This is a genomic window from Acrocarpospora sp. B8E8 (assembly GCF_039871605.1).
Lineage (GTDB): Bacteria > Actinomycetota > Actinomycetes > Streptosporangiales > Streptosporangiaceae > Acrocarpospora > Acrocarpospora macrocephala.
This window is the reverse complement of the sequence record NZ_JBDPLV010000056.1, coordinates 62,859-81,279: the sequence shown is the minus strand read 5'-3', so window position 1 is coordinate 81,279 and position 18,421 is coordinate 62,859. Positions and strand designations below refer to the sequence as shown.

Annotated in this window: 30 protein-coding genes; 27 read left to right on the top strand and 3 right to left on the bottom strand. The window is 69.5% G+C overall.

Translation table 11 applies throughout. The annotated features are described in order from the left end of the window. Window positions 1–56 precede the first annotated feature (56 nt). From ABGB08_RS39380 to ABGB08_RS39370, 3 genes are all read right to left on the bottom strand, one after another. Window positions 57–1,346: a site-specific integrase gene (locus ABGB08_RS39380; protein ID WP_347601406.1), complete on the bottom strand. Its 1,290-nt coding sequence runs from the start codon at window positions 1,344–1,346 to the stop codon at window positions 57–59. A gap of 10 nt (window positions 1,347–1,356) precedes the next feature. Further along, window positions 1,357–1,743 carry a hypothetical protein gene (locus ABGB08_RS39375; protein WP_347601404.1) on the bottom strand — a complete coding sequence of 129 codons (387 nt, stop codon included), beginning with the start codon at window positions 1,741–1,743 and terminating at the stop codon, window positions 1,357–1,359. A gap of 139 nt (window positions 1,744–1,882) precedes the next feature. After that, a complete protein-coding gene (locus ABGB08_RS39370; RefSeq protein ID WP_347601402.1) occupies window positions 1,883–2,068 on the bottom strand; it encodes a hypothetical protein in 186 nt (61 codons plus the stop codon). 443 nt (window positions 2,069–2,511) lie between these two features. On the opposite strand from ABGB08_RS39370, the gene ABGB08_RS39365 reads away from it, so the two are divergent. The 27 genes from ABGB08_RS39365 (at window position 2,512) to ABGB08_RS39235 (ending at window position 18,240) form a co-directional block, all read left to right on the top strand. Then, on the top strand, window positions 2,512–3,012 hold the full coding sequence (locus tag ABGB08_RS39365) for a helix-turn-helix domain-containing protein (RefSeq protein WP_347601400.1): 501 nt from the start codon (window positions 2,512–2,514) through the stop codon (window positions 3,010–3,012). Between the two features lie 83 nt (window positions 3,013–3,095). Then, window positions 3,096–3,722, top strand: a complete 627-nt coding sequence (locus ABGB08_RS39360; protein WP_347601398.1) for a hypothetical protein — start codon at window positions 3,096–3,098, stop codon at window positions 3,720–3,722. Then, complete coding sequence (locus ABGB08_RS39355; protein ID WP_347601396.1) at window positions 3,719–4,294, top strand: hypothetical protein; 576 nt, start codon at window positions 3,719–3,721, stop codon at window positions 4,292–4,294. Before ABGB08_RS39360 ends, ABGB08_RS39355 begins: the two co-directional genes overlap by 4 nt. After that, window positions 4,284–4,934: a hypothetical protein gene (locus ABGB08_RS39350; protein ID WP_347601394.1), complete on the top strand. Its 651-nt coding sequence runs from the start codon at window positions 4,284–4,286 to the stop codon at window positions 4,932–4,934. The genes ABGB08_RS39355 and ABGB08_RS39350 overlap by 11 nt, the downstream gene beginning before the upstream one ends. Then, window positions 4,927–5,652 carry a hypothetical protein gene (locus ABGB08_RS39345; protein WP_347601392.1) on the top strand — a complete coding sequence of 242 codons (726 nt, stop codon included), beginning with the start codon at window positions 4,927–4,929 and terminating at the stop codon, window positions 5,650–5,652. Before ABGB08_RS39350 ends, ABGB08_RS39345 begins: the two co-directional genes overlap by 8 nt. Next, the gene (locus ABGB08_RS39340) at window positions 5,649–6,473 is read left to right on the top strand and encodes a phosphoadenosine phosphosulfate reductase family protein (protein WP_347601390.1); all 825 of its coding nucleotides are present in this window, start codon (window positions 5,649–5,651) and stop codon (window positions 6,471–6,473) included. Before ABGB08_RS39345 ends, ABGB08_RS39340 begins: the two co-directional genes overlap by 4 nt. Beyond that, entirely contained in the window at window positions 6,473–6,766 is a 294-nt protein-coding gene (locus tag ABGB08_RS39335) for a hypothetical protein (protein WP_347601411.1), read from the top strand. Before ABGB08_RS39340 ends, ABGB08_RS39335 begins: the two co-directional genes overlap by 1 nt. Next, window positions 6,763–7,365: a hypothetical protein gene (locus tag ABGB08_RS39330; RefSeq protein ID WP_347601388.1), complete on the top strand. Its 603-nt coding sequence runs from the start codon at window positions 6,763–6,765 to the stop codon at window positions 7,363–7,365. The genes ABGB08_RS39335 and ABGB08_RS39330 overlap by 4 nt, the downstream gene beginning before the upstream one ends. Next, on the top strand, window positions 7,365–7,775 hold the full coding sequence (locus ABGB08_RS39325; RefSeq protein ID WP_347601386.1) for a hypothetical protein: 411 nt from the start codon (window positions 7,365–7,367) through the stop codon (window positions 7,773–7,775). Before ABGB08_RS39330 ends, ABGB08_RS39325 begins: the two co-directional genes overlap by 1 nt. Before the next feature lie 97 nt (window positions 7,776–7,872). Continuing rightward, window positions 7,873–8,211, top strand: coding sequence for a hypothetical protein (locus ABGB08_RS39320; protein ID WP_347601384.1), 339 nt, complete (start codon window positions 7,873–7,875; stop codon window positions 8,209–8,211). Next, window positions 8,208–9,173 carry a lambda-exonuclease family protein gene (locus tag ABGB08_RS39315; RefSeq protein WP_347601382.1) on the top strand — a complete coding sequence of 322 codons (966 nt, stop codon included), beginning with the start codon at window positions 8,208–8,210 and terminating at the stop codon, window positions 9,171–9,173. Before ABGB08_RS39320 ends, ABGB08_RS39315 begins: the two co-directional genes overlap by 4 nt. Next, window positions 9,170–10,090, top strand: coding sequence for a hypothetical protein (locus tag ABGB08_RS39310; RefSeq protein ID WP_347601380.1), 921 nt, complete (start codon window positions 9,170–9,172; stop codon window positions 10,088–10,090). Before ABGB08_RS39315 ends, ABGB08_RS39310 begins: the two co-directional genes overlap by 4 nt. Before the next feature lie 2 nt (window positions 10,091–10,092). After that, window positions 10,093–10,833: an exonuclease domain-containing protein gene (locus tag ABGB08_RS39305; RefSeq protein ID WP_347601378.1), complete on the top strand. Its 741-nt coding sequence runs from the start codon at window positions 10,093–10,095 to the stop codon at window positions 10,831–10,833. Window positions 10,834–10,850: 17 nt separating this feature from the next. Next, window positions 10,851–12,149 carry a DUF6745 domain-containing protein gene (locus ABGB08_RS39300; RefSeq protein ID WP_347601376.1) on the top strand — a complete coding sequence of 433 codons (1,299 nt, stop codon included), beginning with the start codon at window positions 10,851–10,853 and terminating at the stop codon, window positions 12,147–12,149. Between the two features lie 43 nt (window positions 12,150–12,192). Continuing rightward, window positions 12,193–12,627: a hypothetical protein gene (locus ABGB08_RS39295; protein ID WP_347601374.1), complete on the top strand. Its 435-nt coding sequence runs from the start codon at window positions 12,193–12,195 to the stop codon at window positions 12,625–12,627. An 81-nt stretch (window positions 12,628–12,708) separates the two neighbouring features. Beyond that, window positions 12,709–13,125 carry a hypothetical protein gene (locus ABGB08_RS39290; protein WP_347601372.1) on the top strand — a complete coding sequence of 139 codons (417 nt, stop codon included), beginning with the start codon at window positions 12,709–12,711 and terminating at the stop codon, window positions 13,123–13,125. A gap of 208 nt (window positions 13,126–13,333) precedes the next feature. Next, the gene (locus ABGB08_RS39285; protein WP_347601370.1) at window positions 13,334–13,867 is read left to right on the top strand and encodes a hypothetical protein; all 534 of its coding nucleotides are present in this window, start codon (window positions 13,334–13,336) and stop codon (window positions 13,865–13,867) included. After that, complete coding sequence (locus tag ABGB08_RS39280; RefSeq protein WP_347601368.1) at window positions 13,864–14,523, top strand: hypothetical protein; 660 nt, start codon at window positions 13,864–13,866, stop codon at window positions 14,521–14,523. Before ABGB08_RS39285 ends, ABGB08_RS39280 begins: the two co-directional genes overlap by 4 nt. A gap of 16 nt (window positions 14,524–14,539) precedes the next feature. Continuing rightward, the gene (locus tag ABGB08_RS39275; RefSeq protein WP_347601367.1) at window positions 14,540–15,160 is read left to right on the top strand and encodes a hypothetical protein; all 621 of its coding nucleotides are present in this window, start codon (window positions 14,540–14,542) and stop codon (window positions 15,158–15,160) included. Then, window positions 15,157–15,591, top strand: a complete 435-nt coding sequence (locus tag ABGB08_RS39270) for a hypothetical protein (protein ID WP_347601366.1) — start codon at window positions 15,157–15,159, stop codon at window positions 15,589–15,591. Before ABGB08_RS39275 ends, ABGB08_RS39270 begins: the two co-directional genes overlap by 4 nt. After that, window positions 15,584–15,919, top strand: a complete 336-nt coding sequence (locus tag ABGB08_RS39265) for a hypothetical protein (protein ID WP_347601364.1) — start codon at window positions 15,584–15,586, stop codon at window positions 15,917–15,919. Before ABGB08_RS39270 ends, ABGB08_RS39265 begins: the two co-directional genes overlap by 8 nt. Further along, complete coding sequence (locus tag ABGB08_RS39260) at window positions 15,912–16,262, top strand: hypothetical protein (RefSeq protein WP_347601362.1); 351 nt, start codon at window positions 15,912–15,914, stop codon at window positions 16,260–16,262. The genes ABGB08_RS39265 and ABGB08_RS39260 overlap by 8 nt, the downstream gene beginning before the upstream one ends. After that, window positions 16,255–16,455 (top strand): hypothetical protein, encoded by a 201-nt coding sequence (locus ABGB08_RS39255; RefSeq protein WP_347601360.1) that lies wholly within the window; start codon window positions 16,255–16,257, stop codon window positions 16,453–16,455. Before ABGB08_RS39260 ends, ABGB08_RS39255 begins: the two co-directional genes overlap by 8 nt. Beyond that, window positions 16,452–16,913, top strand: coding sequence for a hypothetical protein (locus ABGB08_RS39250; protein WP_347601358.1), 462 nt, complete (start codon window positions 16,452–16,454; stop codon window positions 16,911–16,913). Before ABGB08_RS39255 ends, ABGB08_RS39250 begins: the two co-directional genes overlap by 4 nt. Beyond that, the gene (locus tag ABGB08_RS39245) at window positions 16,910–17,479 is read left to right on the top strand and encodes a RusA family crossover junction endodeoxyribonuclease (RefSeq protein ID WP_347601356.1); all 570 of its coding nucleotides are present in this window, start codon (window positions 16,910–16,912) and stop codon (window positions 17,477–17,479) included. The genes ABGB08_RS39250 and ABGB08_RS39245 overlap by 4 nt, the downstream gene beginning before the upstream one ends. After that, window positions 17,480–17,818, top strand: a complete 339-nt coding sequence (locus ABGB08_RS39240; protein WP_347601354.1) for a hypothetical protein — start codon at window positions 17,480–17,482, stop codon at window positions 17,816–17,818. Continuing rightward, on the top strand, window positions 17,815–18,240 hold the full coding sequence (locus ABGB08_RS39235; protein ID WP_347601352.1) for a hypothetical protein: 426 nt from the start codon (window positions 17,815–17,817) through the stop codon (window positions 18,238–18,240). The genes ABGB08_RS39240 and ABGB08_RS39235 overlap by 4 nt, the downstream gene beginning before the upstream one ends. The last annotated feature ends 181 nt before the right edge of the window (window positions 18,241–18,421 follow it).

The window sequence follows — 18,421 nt, the reverse complement described above, 5'->3', positions numbered from 1 at the left end:
CCGCTCTTGGAGAAGTGCTGGTTGTCCAAGAGCCCCGGGTGCCACCTGCGCGAACGCTATCTGGGCCGCCCCTGGGCCGCCTCTGGGCCGTGATCTTCGATTTCGGGCCGCCTCAACGCCGCATCAATGATCTTCCGCATGCGCTGTTCGGAACTCGGCATCAAGTGCACATACACCCTCAAGGTGAAAGCAGGGTCGTGGTGCCCGAGCCACTCGCTGACCGCCTGGATCGTCTCGCCCCCGGTGAGCAGCGAACTCGCGAAGTAGTGGCGGAGCATGTGCATCCCGTGCTTGCGGTAGGCGGGGTCGCGGCTCTCTCCCGCAGCGGCCTTCGGCACGATCCCCGCGGCTTCCAACGCTCGATGCCACGTCCACAGGAACGACACGGGATGGACCGCCCGGCCTTCCCTGTTGCCGAAGAACAGTCGTACCGTACACGGCGGCCCGTCCACGTCTCGCCAGGGGAGCGTCACCGTGATCGGGGCGATGGTGCGCACGTGCTCCGATAACGCGACCTTGACGTCCTCGGAGAGCGGCACATCCCGCGACTTACCGCCCTTGGGTGGAGCGAAGACCAACTTCCCCTTCAGCAACTTCAGTTGACGCTGGACGTGGACTACTCCCGGGATCCAGTCGACGTCATCCGGACTGAAGCCGAAGATCTCGCCCTGGCGTAGCCCGATCCCCGCGCCGGCCTCGATCGTCGCCTGGTAGCACTCAGGGAGCGCATCGCGCATATCCAGCACCTGCCCGGCCGTCCACGGCACGAGCTTCTTCGTGACCACCGATGGCAGGATCACGTTCTTGTCGGAGGCCGGGTTCTTGGCGATCAGCTCATCGCTGACGGCCACGCCGAACACGAGCTGGACGTGCGCCATGACCACCTTGACGTAACTCGGCGCGAGCGTGGCGTCCAGCTTCTTGACCAGCGCCTGCATGATGCTGGGGCGGCGCGACAGCAGGCCGATCTCCTTCGACCCGATCACCGGGTAGACGTGCTTCGCTAGGCGCTGCCGCATCGCCACCCGCGTACTTGGGTCGAGCGTCCTGTTCTCGATGACCTCTTCGGCCTGCTTCCGGAAGGTCACCTTCCCCGCGTTGGGATTGATGTAGGTGCCTTTGAGGAGGTCGACCTCGACCTCGCTCTTGCGGTTTTCGGCGTCGACCTTCTTCTCGAAGGACTCGTTGAGCTCCTTGCCGTCGGGGCCGATGTATCGGAGCCGCCACCGCTTGCCCTTCCCGTACCGGTTAGGGTCGCGCTCCATTACCGGCTTGCCCTTGCGGTAGATGTACTGGCCGTCCGGGTCGCGGGCCTTGCGCATCCAGCGGTCCTCGACGTGCGCCACGTCGCCCTCCTCAGGTCGTCTGGAATCTCCGTAGGGTGTTGTTGCCGTGGGCGGCCATGAGCTGGGCGGCGGGCTCGGGGCAGAGGCTCCGGTCGACGTGGACGTCCCACTGGAGCGGACTGACAACGATCTTGGCCATTAGACCGCCCGGAATGTCACGTTCCATGTGGAAGCGACACACACCCACGCCGGATCCTGGCTCGTAGATCTGGACCAGGCGCTCGAAGCCCTTCGCCGCCTCTTCTTCGATCGCCTTGCACAGGTCGGGGTCGACTCCCGAATCACGGTCGAGCAGGGAGATGACGCGGAGGGTGGGCTGGAAGAAGTAGTAGGTGTTGAGGGGGCCCCTGATGAGGTGGGCGGCGGTGACCAAGCTCAGGGCAAAAAGTGCGGCCATGCTACGTTCCGTTCCGTTCCGATCCCCGACAGTATCCGGCGCTGAGTTGTCTCCTTTGACAGCTGGCGACGGTTGGTGCTGTACGAACCTAAGAACAACGGACGGGCCGAAACAAGACTTTCGGGGTAGAAATCATGGTTCAGTCCACGAAATGACGCGCCATATCCTCCGCAATGCGGACAAATCGTTCCCGCTCTTCGTCGCTGAGTTCGCCGGGAACCGAAACGGTCACCTGGGTACGATCATCAATCTCGTGACTGCCGGTCTCGACGCCGAGCCATTGGCTCGCTGCCAGTTCTGCCAGGAGCCGGACCGAGACTCCCATGCCCACGGCGAGGGCGCGGAGGCGCCAATACTCGGGAGCTCGGGAGACTTGCCCGCGCCTGAGCTGGCCAATCCAGCCATGCAGGAGCACAAAGCCGCTCTCTGGGTCTATGCACCGGGGCGCTAGATCGCGTTGGGACTGACCCGTTCGGTCGAGGTAGTCCCGTACGAACTGACTGAGCTTGTCGGTGCTGCCGAGAGTCCCACCACTCGACGGCGGCATGCGGGGCCCGTCCCTTCTCCTGACTGTCGTTTTGAGACGACAACGGGTCACGTGTCAATGACTACCAGCTGCATCTGTAGACAACCAGATGGGGGCAGTAAACCAGAACCGCAGGGTAAGGGGCCAGCACCGGTACTAGACAACCTCATCCGATCCCCACTAGTGTCTGAATCATCGGACACCAACGGGGAACGTTGGCTGACACTGATAGGAGCGAACGAATGGCAGGAAGGCCCGCGATGTGCGTCCGGGACAAGAGCGATCTTGTCAAGGCGATGAGCCGCGCGGGGCACGACACCGTCACCCTCGCCGAGAGGGTCGGGAAGACCAAGCAGTTCATCGCCTACCTGTGCAACGGGCGCAAGACGAGCTGCAGGCGCGAGACCGCCGCCGCTATCGCCGAAGTGTTGGGCGTGCCCACCGACGCCCTGTTCTTCGCGCCATCGCCGTCCGACGATTCAGACACCACCATCGGAGGAGACATGCCCGTTTCCGTGGCCTCCAAGAGGCCGCCGAAGAAATCGCCGAAGGCCGCCCCGGAGGAGCAGTTTCTCTTCCTGGAAGAGGTCGTCGAGTTGACGCGGATCCCCGAGAGCACTCTGCGCTACATGCGCCACAAGGGCGAAGGCCCGCCGCTCTTCCTGGCCGGCGGCCGGCTCCGGGCCCGCCGCTCTGCCGTTCTCGACTGGTTCGCCCAGCTGGAGAGGTCCGCCACCTCCTGAACATTCCGCGAGCCCCAGCCATGCCGGGCCGGAGCTCGCTGGCCCACATCCCTCTGCCACATCCGAACAGAGAGCAGGACCTAGTGAACATTCTCCCCGACGCGGAGGCCACGGCCAGCCCGGCCGTCCTCGTCGTCCCCACCACCCGCGACATCCTCGCCCGCGCCGACGTCGGTGACCTCGTCGCCGCCCTGTACGCGGAGGGCCGGGACGTCCAGATCATGCCGATGAGCGTCACGTCGCCCAAGTGCAGGGTGCTGGCCCGCCGCAACGACGACTACGCGACCGGCTCCGGCCACGACGTGCACGCCGCGCTGGTTGAGGCGGCCATCCAGGTGCCGGGCGCGGCGACGTACATCAAGGCGCTCGGTGAGGGCCATACCTCCCCGGCTGACCGGATCCTCGCCTCGCTGGCCGAGGTGCTGACCGACCTGGGCAGCGTCGACCCCAAGAACGTCATCATGGCCGCCGCCGTCCTGGCCTCCCGGCACGAGCTCACCCCCGTCGAATGCTCCGACATGGCGCGGAACGACTGCTGGGGCGAGGTGACCGGGGCGGCGTGGCGTGAGGCGAAGCGGCTGCTCGGCGCGGCGGAGGAGAAGGCGCTCGCGGAGGCGTGGGGTGAGGTCGAGCCGCTGGCTGTGGGCCAGGAGCAGATGGTCCGGATCGCGGAACTGCACGGCATCGACGCGGTGGTGACGGGCCGATGATCGCCGTCGAGAACCTCCGTATCGGGGACGAGCTGACGCTGCCGGACCGTGCGGTGAAGATCACCCGCCTGGTTCCGGAGACGACCGAGGCGACCGTCGCGTACGGGGCGCGTGAGGTGTTCTCCGGCTCCTGGTCGCAGACGTTCGACGTGGGCCAGAAGGTCAACGCCATCCCCCGCAAGCTGGCCGCGCAGGTCGGGGAGGTGTCGAGCACCCTCACTCCGCAGGAGATCCTCCGCTACGCGCATCTCGCGCTGGACGGCAGCCCGAGCATGGGCCTGCTGGACGCGATCCACACCGTCTGCCCGCGCGACGAGCGGGGCCAGGCGCTGGCACACGAGGCGATGCACCTGCTGTACGCCCACATCTACCGGCACCCCTGCGTCGGCAATGTGGCGCGTGCGCTGGCCCGCTGGGAGTCGATCCGGACGCCGGACGAGGTGCTGATGGTGTTGGCACGGGCGGCCGACGATCAGGCGGCGGTGCGGGTGCTGGAGGCGCACGACGCCGAGATGGCCGCCATCGAAGGCCCGGAGTCTGCGCCGGAGGGCGGTGCCCGCGATGACCACTGACCGCGCCGCGTACGTGGCCGGGCTGCGCGCCCTGGCCGACCTCCTCGACACCGTCCCGGAGGTGCCGGAACCCTCCTACCGCCTGAACATCGAACTGCACGGGTGGGTTCGGCCGGTCCCGAGGGAGCAGCAGATCGCGCAGGCGCTGGCCGTCATCGCGCACCTCGACGACCCGGAGATCACCCTGAACATCCGTCGCGGGACGGACTGCGGCGACCTGTTCGTCCTGGGCGAGATCCACGGCCTTCGCATCCGGCTCCGCATGCGTGCGGAGTTCATGTGCGAGGAGCAGCCAAAGGCGCGCCGGAAGGCCGACATGTGGATCGTCCCGGCCGCGCTTCAGGAGGCGGTGGAGGCGCGCCGCGCTGCTGGCCCGCTGCCGGTGCTGCATCACCCGACCTACTGCGGCGAGTGCGGCCACGACATCCGGCCGGTGCCGATGACCGAGGTCCAGCGGGTGCTGGACCGCCACGCCGCTGAGCAGCCGGAGGAGTCGGCGACGACGGGCGGGACGCACTGGCTGACCCGGTTCGACGAGGACGGCGACCCGCTCGGTGAGGTGTGCGACTGCGAGATCGGCGCTGATCACCTGCCGTCCGGCGACCTGATGTTTGCGGAAGAGGGCGACGGCCGTGGCTGAGATCAACATCCCCGCCGGGCCGCTTAACCGGCCGCCCTACGGCACGATCCGCAACGTCGGCAACGAGCGCTCCTCCGATGCCAACGCCGCCGCCCTCGTCGAGACCCTCGCCGGGCTGGAGCTGGGCACTGAAGACGTCCGCATCCTGGAGTGGCTGGCCCGCTGGGAGCCGTCCACCGTCGCCACGATCTGCTCGTGGATCCTCCGCGCCCGCGCGCTCGCTCCTGAGCGGCCGGTGCCGGTGGACCCCGACCCGTTGGGCTACCGCGAGGCTCTGGAGCGCGCCGCTGGCGGCCCGATCAAGGGCTGCGAGATCGCGGGCTGCACCAAATACGGCTGGGAGTTTTCGGCCAGCGGCACCGTCTACCTGTGCTCGGAGCACCGGACGCAGGTCGAGCAGGGAACGGCAGAGATTCTCGCCAAGTGGCGGCTCCGCGCCGGTCGGCCGGTGCCGGTGGTCGAGGAGCGGCCGATGGTGGACGCCAACCGGACCGCGACCATCAGCACGATCCCCGGAGAACTCCCCGGGACGATCCGCCACCTCGTCACCTACACCGTGTTCGGCCAGACCAGAGGCCAGCGTCGGCTCCGGCCTGAGGTGTTGGAGCACTGGCGGGAGCTGCTGGCCGAGAACGGCTGGACCGTGGTCGACGCCCCGGCCGAGGAGCCGGTGCCGGTGGATCCCGCCGACGAGCAGCCCACGGACGGTGGCCGATGAGTACGGCCCTGTTCGAGATCCCAGTGGTCATTCCAGACCTCCGCACCTTTGACCTGATCGTGGTCAACTCCAGCGCGGGCAAGGACTCGATGGCGATGCTCGCCTATGTCGCCGAGCAGGCCAAGCAGGCGGGCGTGTCGGCCCGGCTCGTCGTCATCCACAACGACCTCGGCACCACCGACACCGGCGAGCCCGTCGAGTGGCCCGGCGTCGAAGCCCTGGCCCGCGAGCACGCCCAGCAGTACGGCATCCGCTTCGAGACGACCCGCCGCGACAAGGGCGGCCTGTGGGATCAGTTGCTGAACGAGCGTCACTTGTGGCCCTCGTCGTCGGCCCGCTGGTGCACCTCCGACCAGAAGACGTCCCAGGGCGTCAAGGTCGTTACCCGCTTGGTCCGCGACTGGCGAAGGGCCCGCGGGCTGCGGCCTGCTGCAGGGCGGCCAGTCGAGGTGCTGTACTGCCTCGGCATCAGAGCGCAGGAATCGCGTGACCGCGCCAAGAAGCTCGCCCTTGAGGTGGACGAGGCGCACTCCAGCCCGCGGCGCACCATCACGCGCTGGCTTCCCATCCACGGATGGACGGTCAAGCAAGTGTGGGACCAGATCAAGGCCGCTGGGCTCCGCCCCCACACCGCGTACGCACAGGGCATGAAACGGCTGTCGTGCTCGCTGTGCGTGCTGGCCAGCCCTTCCGACCTGGTGACTGCGGCCCGGCTCCGGCCCGCGCTGGCGGCCGACTACCTGCGGGCCGAGAAGCAGCTCGGCCACCGCTTCCGTAACGACCTGTCCATGCAGGACATCGTCACCCTGGCAGGCGCGTGATGGCCGTGAACCTGACCGCTGGCGAGCGCAAACTCCTCAAGACCATCGCCGACCGGGACACCGGCGAAGGCGTCGCCTTCTCCCACGCCCCACGCGGGCGCTGGCAACTGGACGGCACCGACTACGTCGTCAACAACCGCACCTTCTGGGCGCTCACCGGCAACGACCTGGTGGACGCCGGAAGTGGCCACGACGACCCCGTGAAGATCACTCAGGCCGGGCGCGACTACCTGGCCGGAGGGGCACAGTCCACCCCCGTCAGCGAGCCCACCAGCGAAGGAGGCTCGCGATGACCGGGCCCGATCATTTCCGCGAGGCCGAGCGCCACGCCAAACAGGCCGACGTGCTCTTCGACGAGTACGTCACCGCCCACGACGATTCCGACGCCACATCGGTTTGGCGTGCGGAGCTGATCCGCCGCCAGGCCGAGCACTGCCGGGAGATGGGGCAGCTCCACGCCACCCTCGCCCTCGCTGCCGCGACCGCCCTCGACGCGGCCATCCGCTTCGTCGGCGACAACACCGGCGACGACCAGCAAGTCACCGCCTGGGCCGCTGCGATCGGTCTGCGCCCCGGCTACCCGGCCCCGGCCGTGGTGCCCGACGAGTGCACCGAGTGCGAGACGACCGGCTACAACTGCAGCGCCCACCGGAGCCAGTCGTCCGCTGAGCAGCCGGAGCCGGAGCTGACGGCCGCCGACCTGCCCGGCATGGACGGCGAGCCGGTCGTGATTGTGGACGGCTGGAACGGCGACAGGCCCGTCCGGATCGTGCGCGCCGAGATGGACTTCGACGAGGTGACAGTCCGCTACCAGGACATCCGCGCCCACGCCGTCGCCCACGTGGCGAACCTTCCGCTCGCCGCCCCGATCCGCCTGGTCGGAGGCGCGTGATGCCGCTCTGCTGCCTCGTCTCCGACCCCTGCGACCGCCACAAGAAGCTCACCGGCGCGGAGCACCGCCGCGAGGCCGAACGCCTGCTGTCGGAAGCGTCGTTCGTCCGCAGCCCCGACCACCCGCAGCCCGTACACCGCGACGGCAGCGAGATGCCCCCGAGCACGCACGCGGCTCTCATCGCCCGCGCCCATGCGCACGCCATCCTCGCCTCCGTACCCCAGCGCGGCGACCACGTCGAGGCCTGGCTGAAGCGGCAGCGCGACCGCTGGACCGAGCACACCCGGCAGTGGACCGCCCTGGACAACGCCCTGGACGACTACCGGCTCCACGCCGACTGCGGGACCCCGCTCGACCAGCCCACGCCGCTCTTCCCGCCTGCTCCCACCGAGGGAGGCGAACCCCGATGAGGTGGCACGCCGACCCCGACATCGAGGACGACCGCATCCGCGAATGGGCCGACGACGCCCTCGACCACCTCAACGACGACGACCAGGACGACGACGCATGAGCCTCTACTACAGCCCCGAAAAGTACGGGCTCGCCACCGTCGGCGAAATCGACTGGTCCGACGGCTGCTACCAGTTCGACTACACCGTCATCTGGCGCAACCACGACGGCCAGCTCTTTCACGCCGACGACAGCGGCTGCTCCTGCCCCTCCCCGTTCGAGAGCACCGGCCTCGACGACCTCACCGCCTGCACGCTCCCCGAACTCCAGGCGTACCTGGAGAAGCGGCTGGACGAGGAGTTCCCGCCGTCGGAGACGGACGAGTGGTACGGCAGCGGGTGGGCCGAACGGGCCGCCAAGATTGTCGACCTGATCAGCCGGGCGCGTGCCCGATGACCGACAACTTCCTGTTCACCCGCACCGGCCGCTACCTCGGCACCTGGCCCAGCGGCTCAGCGGAATGGCACGCCGCCCGCAAGGCACGGCTCGGCGGGTCCAGCATCGCAGCCGTCCTTGGCATCAGCCCGTGGGAGTCGCCCTACAGCCTGTGGTGCCAGATGGCCGGCCTCGTGGCGTCGGAGCCGGAAACCCGGGAGCAGGCCCGCGGCCACTACCTGGAGCCCGCCATCGCGAAGTGGTTCGCCGACCAGCACCCCGATTGGATGGTGTTCGACACCGGCACCTGGACACACAAGGAGCGCGACTGGCAACTCGCCAACCCCGACCGGCTCATCCGCTACTACCAGCCCGAAGGTGGCTGGCCCGTCGGCTGGTACGACATCGAGGTCTCCGCCCTGCTGGAGATCAAAACCGACGCCGACGGCAGCGGCTGGGGCGAACCCGGAACCGACGAAGTGCCGCTCTACTACCGGTGCCAGGCCCAGTGGTACATGGACGCCCTCGGCCTGCCCCGCACGTACTTCGCGGTCCTGTCCAGCCGCCTCCAGTTCGCCGAGTACATCGTCGACTACGACCCCGCCGACGCCCAGCTGCTGCGCGAGAAGGCGACCGAGTTCCTCGACTCCCTCCTGTGGGGCGAGATGCCCGAACTCGACGCCCACGTCGCCACGTACGAGGCCGTCCGCCGGGTTCACCCCGACATCGAACCCAAGCTCGACCTCGACCTCGACGACGAGGCGGCCATCGACTTTCTGACCGCGCTCGCCGACGCCGAAACCGCCGCCGCGGCCGACCAGGCCGCCCGCACCCGACTCCTGAACGCCATGGGCAAGGCGCGCCGCGCCCGCTGGCGCAAGCACACCCTCGCCACCCGGCAGGCCAAGCAGCGCGGCAAGCCCTTCCTGGTCGCCGGCCGCAAACTTCCCGACCCCGCCGCCCTGATCGGAGCACCCGCGTGACCATCGACAACCTGCCCGCCGTCCGCCATGACTCCCTGCCCGAACGGCAGGAGTACGCCAAAGCGCTGTCGGTGTCCAACCTCCTGCCGCCGGAGTACCGCGGCAACCCCGGCAACGTGCTTTACGCGGTGGAGTTCGGCCGCTCGATCGGCATCGAGCCGATCACCGCGATCACCGAGGTTCACATCATCAAGGGCAAGCCGAGTTCGTCGGCCGGACTCGTCAGCGCGCTGGTCCGCGCGGCCGGGCACCGGATGCGGACCTGGGTCGAGCGCGACGCCAACGGGCGGCTGACGGCGGCGATCTCGACCGTTCACCGCAAGGATGACCCCGACTTCGAGTTCCGCAGCGAGTGGACGATGGCCCGCGCGCAGGACGCCGGGCTGATCAAGCAGAACGAGAACTACACCAAGTACCCCGAGGGGATGCTGATCGCCCGCTCGCAGACCGAAGTCGCCCGCATGGCGTGCAAGGAGGCTCTGTGCGGGCTCGGCTACACCCCGGAGGAGCTCGGCGCTGAGGTCAACGCCGACGGCTCGATCGTGGTGACGTCGGCACGCACGGTGCCGAACGCGCAGACGATCCGCGGCGCGGTCACCCCGCCGGAGCCGCAGCCGGAGCCGCCCCCGACTGCGGAGCGGATGATCAGCGAGCCGCAGCAGAAGAAGATGGGCGCGCTCATGCGCGAGGCCGGCATCACCGACCGGGACACCGCGCTCGCCTTCGTGGCGGACGTGATCGGCCGTGAGGTCGCCTCCCGGAACGAGCTCACCCTGGCCGAGGCCGGGCGCGTCATCGACTACCTGGAGAACCCGCCCGCGACGGGCGAGGAACCCCAGCAGGCGCCCGAGGTGGACGACGGCATCGCGGACGCCGACGTGGTGGACCCGGCCGAGCTGTACGGGTCGGAGGACTAGCCGTGGCCACCCCTTGGTATCGCCAGGCCATGCTGGCGTGGGACACGGAATCCACTGGCGTAAATGTGGAGGCCGACCGCATCGTCACGGCCGCGCTGGTCTGGATCGAACCCGGCCAGCCGGTCCGGAACAAGCACCACCTCATCGACTGCGGCATCGACATCCCCGAATCGGCCACCAAGATTCACGAGATCACGACGGCCCGCATGCAGGCTGAAGGCCGCCAGCCCGAAGGCGCGCTCGAAGAGGTCGCCGCCGACCTCGCCGCAGCGATGCAGGCGGGCTGGCCGCTGGTCGGGATGAATTCCTGTTTCGATTTCACCCTCCTGGACCGAGACCTTCGCCGCCACGGCCTCCGCACGCTGGAAGACCGTCTCGGCCGACCGATCGCTCCGGTCGTCGACGCCTACGTCCTGGACAAGCACGTGGTGAAGTACCGCCGCGGCCAGGGCGCACGGAAGCTGACGGCGCTGTGCACGGCGTGGGGTGTCCGTATCGACGGCGCCCACGACGCCCATTTCGACGCGCTGGCGGCGGCGCGGGTGGCGTGGATGATCGCGCACAAGACGCCGCGGATCGGCCAGATGCGGCTGTCGGAGCTGCACGAGTTGCAGGTGCGGGCGCGGGCGGAGCAGCAGGCCGAGCTTCGCGCCTATTTCGACCGCGAGGGCAAAGCCCATGACGGCTGTCCGGGCGAGTGGCCGATGTTGCCGTGGGCCCGCCAGGAAGCCCTGACCCCCTGAACAGAAAGGAGACGCTTGTGCGCTACACCGGAACTCTGACCGTCGAACATCAGGCGCTGATCGCGGGCATCCGAGACCAGTGGATGAGCGACGGCCTATCCACCACTCCCGTGGACAAATACGCGGCAGAGGAGGCGGTCCGCGCCGTCTATCGGACGGCCGGACTGGAGCAGCCGAAACTCATCGTCTGGATGGACTCACCGCTCGGCTGCGTCGTCGCCGCGACCGCGATCAACAACATGCTCCAGAAGCCGGGCCAGCTCTGGGACCAGCTCAGGGGCCAGCTCTGGGACCAGCTCTGGGACCAGCTCAGGGGCCAGCTCAGGGGCCAGCTCGGGGACCAGCTCGGGGGCCAGCTCGGGGACCAGCTCGGGGACCAGCTCGGGGGCCAGCTCGGGGGCCAGCTCTGGGACCAGCTCTGGGACCAGCTCGGGGGCCAGCTCGGGGGCCAGCTCGGGGGGCAGCTCTGGGACCAGCTCAGGGGCCAGCTCAGGGGCCAGCTCGGGGGCCAGCTCTGGGACCAGCTCGGGGGGCAGCTCGGGGGGCAGCTCGGGGGCCAGCTCGGGGGCCAGCTCGGGGGCCAGCTCTGGGGCCAGCTCGGGGGGCAGCTCTGGGACCAGCTCAGGGGCCAGCTCAGGGGCCAGCTCGGGGGCCAGGCCCGCGCGTGGACGTGGCAGGCGCTCGACATCTGCCGGGAAGCGTACTGGATCGCGTTCTACGCCCTCGCGCTGCGGATCGCGGGTCTCGCGCCGAGTCCTCGCCTGGACGCCATGGCCGAGGCGTCACGGCAGCTCGGCTGGTGGATCCCGATGCGCGGCGCGGTCGTCCTGTCCGGTCGCCCGTCCGCGATCCACCGCGACGACGAGGGCCGCCTGCACGGCGAGACCGGGCCCGCGGTCGCCTACCCGGACGGGTGGGCGGTGTGGGCGTGGCATGGCGTCCGAACCCCTGAGTGGGTGATCACCTCACCCTCGCCGGAGAAGATCCTCGCCGAGCCGAACGCTGAGATCCGCCGGGCTGCGGTCGAGCGCATGGGCTGGCCGGAGTACATCGCGGCGGCCGGGCTCACCCTGGTCGGCGAGGCCGACGACCCCGGCAACCCCGGCCAGAAGCTCGGACTCTACGACGTGCCAGAGCAGATCTTCGAAGAGCCCATCCGGGTCCTGACCTGCGTCAACGGCAGCGTCGAACGGGACGGGACGCGCCGCAAGTTCGGGCTGACCGTGCCCGCCGAGATCAACGACCCCATCGCGGCGGCGGGCTGGACGTACGCCCTGTCCCGCGACCAGTACGCCCAGCTGGCCCGCCGCACCTGACCACACCCGCACCAATTCCGCAATCCAACTCACAGGAGCACACATGTCCGTCACCACCGTGTCCGACCTGACCGGCCGTACCGGCGTCGCCGTTGATCCGCACCTGGCCGACCTGGAGATCCCCGTCATCTCCGGACCCCAGTGTCAGGGCGATTTGGCGATCATCCCGCTGGCCATGGTCGCCACTCGCGTCCACGTCCGCCCGGGAGCCGTCCGCGTCCCGGTGCCCGCCTCCGGTGTCGAACTGCTGCGGGGGACGGCGATGGGCAATCCGCACATGCTGGTCGCCGACCCCGGCACCTGCACGTGGACCACCGCCGTGCAGGACGAGGACGACCTAGCCATCGGCGTCATCGAGACTTCCGCGCCCGTCTACCTGCTCCACCGGGAGCACGGGTGCACGGGCGTCGCCCCCGGCTCCTACGTCGTCCGGCGTCAGCGTGAGCAGGCGGATGAGATCCGCATGGTCGCCGACTAGTCCTGCGGCAAGCCCCCTGAACAAGAGCGGCCCCCGCCACGCACGGCGGGGGCCCGGATCTCCCTGAAGGAGCAAAAGTTGATGAACACACAGAATAGCGGCCCGGCGCCCGGGTCGCCGCCCACCGAAGAGCGGGTCTACTCCCAGCACGTCGTGGACCTCTTCCAGGACTTCGCCGACGGACAGGCGAAGCAGCTGCGGACAGCTGGTGACACGCAGGTCGCCGAGCTGCGAGCGCGGATCGCGGAGTTGGAGCAGCAGGTCCGTGACGTGGAGGCGCAGACGGAGCGGAAGGTGGCTGAGCTTCATCGCGCGGCCGGCGAGATCGTGCGGCGGGCTCTGCCGCAGCCGACGTTCGCGGAGTACCTGCCGCAGGGGAAGCGGCACTACCCGGACGGCTTGGACGGCCCGGAGTTGTCTTCGGACCCGGACGGCGCGCTGGCGCGGCTGGATGCGGCGCATGCGGAGCAGGACGCGGCTGAGCAGGTGCAGCGGTGATGGCCCGTCATGCGGGCCGCCCCCGCTACCGGCTGCTGCCGTCGCGTCCTCGCCACACGGTGGACGCCGTGTTCAGGGCGTGGTTGTCGGCTGGCCGTCCGCCTCGGAATGCGAAGCGGTGGCGTCCGCTGCCGGTCCCGGTCGTGCACGCGCCGCTCGGCCAGTGCCTGTGTCACCCCGCCCGTCCCGTGCCCGCCTGGAGGGCCGCATGAGCCGTACCCCGACCACGCCCGCTGACATCGCCGAGCATCTGACGGGCGGCGACAACGACTACACGGAGGACCTGGAGGGCTGGCCGTGCCTGTCCGCTGAGGGGAATGTGCTGTCGATCAAGCTGGTCCTGGCCGACAAGGAGAGCCCCGCCGAGCTGTTCGAGGCTCACGTGTTCGCGGTCGAGAAGCCCGTTCCGGTCGCGTCCGAACCGGTGAAGCTGCCGGTCGAGCTGGCCAAGGATCTCACCTACAACGGGCCTGACGGCCCGGCGTTGGACGGCTGGAAGTGCGTCGCCCTCATCGCCGGTGAGGAGCGGCGGTCGGCGCGCTGGTACGACATGGTCATCCAGGAGGAGGCCACCGGCGCGTACTACCTGGGGGCCTTCCTGCAGGGCATGGGGGACGTGGAGTACCCGCAGGCGTGGGACGAGAACGAGCCGGTGTTCGAGCCGGTCGTGCCCCGGGTCACGGTGGTCCGGTCGGTGGAGTGGGTCAAGCCGTCCGCCGCCGACGCGGGCGGTGTCTCATGACGAACTACCGCAAGATCGCCAACGAGTTCGCCGGGCCGGGCCACGAGGGCCTCGTGGAGGCCATCGCGGTCTACCACCACGGCTACGAGTCGATGCACATGCACCAGGACATCGGCAAGCGCGTCTGCTCCTACTGCTGGCTGCGTGCCGGGCGCGCGGTGGGGGTCATGGTTTCGCGCGGGGCGCTGGCCGTCGGCGTGCTGGCCGAGGTGCTCGCGGAGCGGGCCCGCCAGGACGAGAAGTTCGGCCCGCAGAACTGGCCGGACGGGACCAGTGACCACAGCTTCCACCTCGTCATGGCCGATCAGGCTCGCGAGGCCTGCCAGCAGGCGGCCCGTGAAGGCGCGGTGACCTGGTTCCACATCCTCCGCGAAGAGTTTTGGGAGGGCATGTCCGAGGTTGATCCGGCCAGGCTGCGGGCGGAGCTTCTGCAAATCGCGGCTGTGAGCGTGGCGTGGGTTGAGGCGCTCGACCGGCGTACGGCTCCGGACATCAGCGGCTCGCCGTCCGACCTGGACGTGCCAGAGCTGCTGATCGATCCGGATTGCAGGGATGGCAAGTGCGGGTCTTGCGTGGGCGGCCCGTGCGAGCACGGCTGCCATCAGGGCGGTGCGGTCGCCGAGCAGCGGAAGCAGGTGCGTCATGGCCGCAGCTGACCAGAGCGTTGAGCCGATGACCTCCGAACACCTCGCCGAACTCCGCGAGCGGATCCAGCGGGCTCACACCGAACTCGGCGACGTCTGCGCCGAAGGGCCGAGCCGCCGCTTCCGGATGACGGTCCCGGCCGACCCCGGCAGGGATTCCGATCTGATCATCACGGCGGGGTTGGAGGCGGGAGACGCGCTGCTCGCCGAGGTGGAGCGGCTGCGCGCCCGCGCTCTGGCGGACGACCTCGCCTACAAGAGCATGCTCAAACGCGCCGAGAAGGCCCGAGCCGACGCGAACGAGCTGGGGGCACAGCTTCGCCTCTCCTTCCCGCCCGGCTTGTACCTGGAGATCCAGCAGGTACTGGACCGGGCGCTCGGCACCGAGGAGAAGGACGGGGCAGGGGCGGGCATCGTCGCTGACGTCGCCCTGGTGGTGGATCGGCTGGCGAACGCGGACGAGCGCCTCGACCTGGCCCGGACCGCGCTCCTGGCCGACGGCTACTTCAAGCCGGAAGAGGTCGGCCCGGACATCGCCCCCCGGATCGTCGAACGGCTGGCTGTGATGCGCGAGCAGATCGACCACCTGCAGGCCGAACTGACCGACGCCCACGGGCAACTCGCCGACGCACAGGAGGTGGCCCAGTGAAGGCGATCACCTACCAGGCACCCTGGCTCGGCGGCCAGATCCGCGACTGCGTCGGCTATCCGACCGGCGTCCCCGGCCTCCTCGTCGGCGAGGCCATCTGCTGCCACGACCTCGACCTCGACGCACTCCTCGACGACGACAACGAGGAGGAGACCAGCGAGGCCGCGCCCACCGTGTTCACGGTCGTCCACCACCGGTCCGGCTGTGTCACCGCCTGCGGCTTCGACAGCCCAGAAGCCGCCCTCGCCGCCGCCCGGCAACTCGCCCCCGCAGCTGACTGGACGCTGCCCCGGGGCGGGCTGCTGCGCGTCCCGGATCTCCGGTTCGCGGTCTACGAGGCGGCCTTCGACTTCGACGGCCACGCGGCAATCGGCAAGCAGGAGCCCGGTTCGGTCGACAACGGAGTGCTGGGGGAGGCCAGCCGTGGCTAACACCTGCTGGACCCTCACCCATGACGGCGAAGACCTCACCCACGACCTCGTCGTCCACTACGCCACCGAAGCCCAAGCCACCGAGCACGCCACCGTCTACGGGCTGCCCCATAAGCCCCGCCAGCTGGAGGGCCCGTGCCTCTCGGTCGACTGCTCGTGCTGCGCGTACGTGTTCGACGAGGACGAAGAGGGCTTCGTGCACTTCGAGTCCACGACGGAGATCGAACAGCTCCTACCCGAGCACGGCTGGAAGTGCGACGGCGACATCTGGGTCTGCCCGACGTGCGTGGCGGGCCCGTGCGACCGGGAGGCCGACATCCATGGATGAATCCGTGTGGGGTGTCGAGGTCAACGAGACCGCCGTCATGATCGGCGGCGGCAGCGACGCCAACCGCTGGCTGATCTGGCGGGCCCGGTTCGAGCCCGTCGGCCGCCTCGTCGTCCTCAAGGTCGGCCCCTTCGGGGATGCCGTGTTTGTGGCCTGCGCGTCCCGTGAGAACGCCGCCGAGCTCGTCGCCTCCTGGCATGAGGGCGGCATGGTCCACAAGAGCGCCGCCAAGGTGCGACAGCTCAAGCCCGCCCAGGTCTCCGCCGACGACTGGGCCACCGTCTCCGGCTGCCGGGAGCGGCTCCGCGCCTGGGTGGGCGAGGAGGCGACCGCGCATGCGTGACCCCGTCCTCCTCCAGATCGGATTCTGGTCCGCCGTCCTCGCCGCCATCGCGTACGGCTACCGCCGCCCCATCCGCCGCCGCCCGGGACCGCCCCCCGCCCGACGCCCACGCCTGCCCCTGCGCCGCCTCCTCAACCTGGCGCGCACCCTCCCCACCGACCTCCTCGTCAAAGACCCGCCGGAGCCGAAATGACCGCCATGTCCTACATCCTCACCGCCGTCGGCGGACTCATCGCAGGCGGCACCAGCGCCTACCGGTTCACCAGAGGCGACCTCGACCACCTCAAAGGACGCGCCGCCCAGCTGACCCAGCAGCGCGACGTGGCACGCACCGAACGCGACACCGCCCGCCGTGTGCGGATCGCCACCGAGGAGCGCCTCGACGCCGCCGAGCAGCGCGCCGGGAAGCACCTCTCCGACCTCCAGATCGCCCGCGCCGACGTCGAGTACGCGCAGGCCGAGAACCGGCACCTCCTCGACGCGCTCGCCCTCCAAATCCAGGCCTGGGAGGACAAGGGGACGACCGGCACCCTCGACGCGGCCAAGGACCTGCGCAGGCTCATCTACCCGCCCGACGTGGCCGCCGCGATCGACACCGCGCTCGCGGCCGAAGAGCGGATCGCCGCCCAGATCGAAGGACGGTCCGCGTGACCGACCTCGACCTGATCGCCGCCTCGGCCGCTTCCCCGGCCGGGGCGGCACCCCACCTCACCATCACCGTCCACGGCGACCCCGAACCCCAAGGGGCGATCTCCTACAGCAAGCACGGGCGCGGCTACTACAGCAACGACCCCACCCTCAAGGTGTGGCGTGAGGCCGTACGGAACGCGGCCATGGTCAGGCTCGGCACTCACCAGCACGTCCCCGGACTGGGTGAGAAGAAGAAAAGCGCTGGACCGTGCCTGGTGTGCGACCGCAAGAAGAAGGACCACGGGCTGCTGACCGGCGCGCTCCGCGCCGAGTTCATCGTCTCCCTCGTCCGGCCCAAGTCGGTGCCGGTCACTCGCGACCCGATCACCCGCTCGTCCGGTGATTGGGACCACCACGGCCGCTCCATCGGCGACGCCCTCACCCAAGCCTCGGTGATGTGTGACGACTCGCAGATCGTGGACGGCCGGGTCGCCAAGTACTACGCCGGGTCCGGGCGTCCCCTGGTGCTGGACCGTCCCGGCGCTGTGATCCGCATCTGGGCGCTCGACCCGCAGGCGGTGGTCTGAGTGGCCTGGATCCGCACCACCATCACCTGCCGCCACTGCGGAAAACCCGGACTGTACGGCAACCGCGACTGGATCCAAGCCTGCTACAAGCGGTGGATCAACGCCGGACGCCCCACAAGCGGACCCCCGCCAGCGCCCGTGCGCCAGCAGCGCGAGGCGTGGATCCCTAGCCGCCCCAGCGCGGTCGGACGACTGGAGGACTACCGGTTCCTGCGTGAGCAGGGCGAGCTCGACAAAGAGATGCTCGCGGACCGGCTCAACCTGTCGATCCGCCACGTCGAACGCCTGATTGCCGCCGACCGGATCCTCGCCCAGCAGGCCGAAAGCGAGGCGGCATGAGCGTCATCGGCCAGGAGAAGGGCATCAAGCACGGCACCCCGGCGGGCTACAAGCAGCACCTTTACCGCAAGGTGCCCGCCTGTGATCCCTGCCTCGTCGCAGAGCGGACCACCAACGCCCAGCGTGCCGCCGCTCGCCCGACTCCGCGTATCCGCAAACCGGCAGTGCCGAAACAACGCCAACCCGAACCGCCCCCGGGCACCGCACGCGCCACTCCCATGACACGGGAAGTCGCTCTCACCTACATCCCCTATCGGGACGAGCCGGGCCAGATGAAGGATCGCCGCGAGCGGATCAAGGCCGCCGCTGCGATGCTCCGGCGCGGCGCGGAGGACGTCATCGAGGCGCTCGGCGTGCCGGACGACGAACTGGTCCTCGCCCGGCGGTTCGTGCGCCTCATCGAGCAGAGCGGGGCGGCATGAGCACCCGCGCCCACGGCACCCGAAACCGGTACGTCCACGGCCCCGACGAAAACGACCAGCCCGGACCCTGCCGGTGCACCCCCTGCCGGGCCGCCAACGCGCAAGCCCAAGCCCAGTACCACCGGCTGACCGCCCAGAGGCAATGGGGTGCCGCGCCTCCGGCTCTCGTCGACGCCGAACC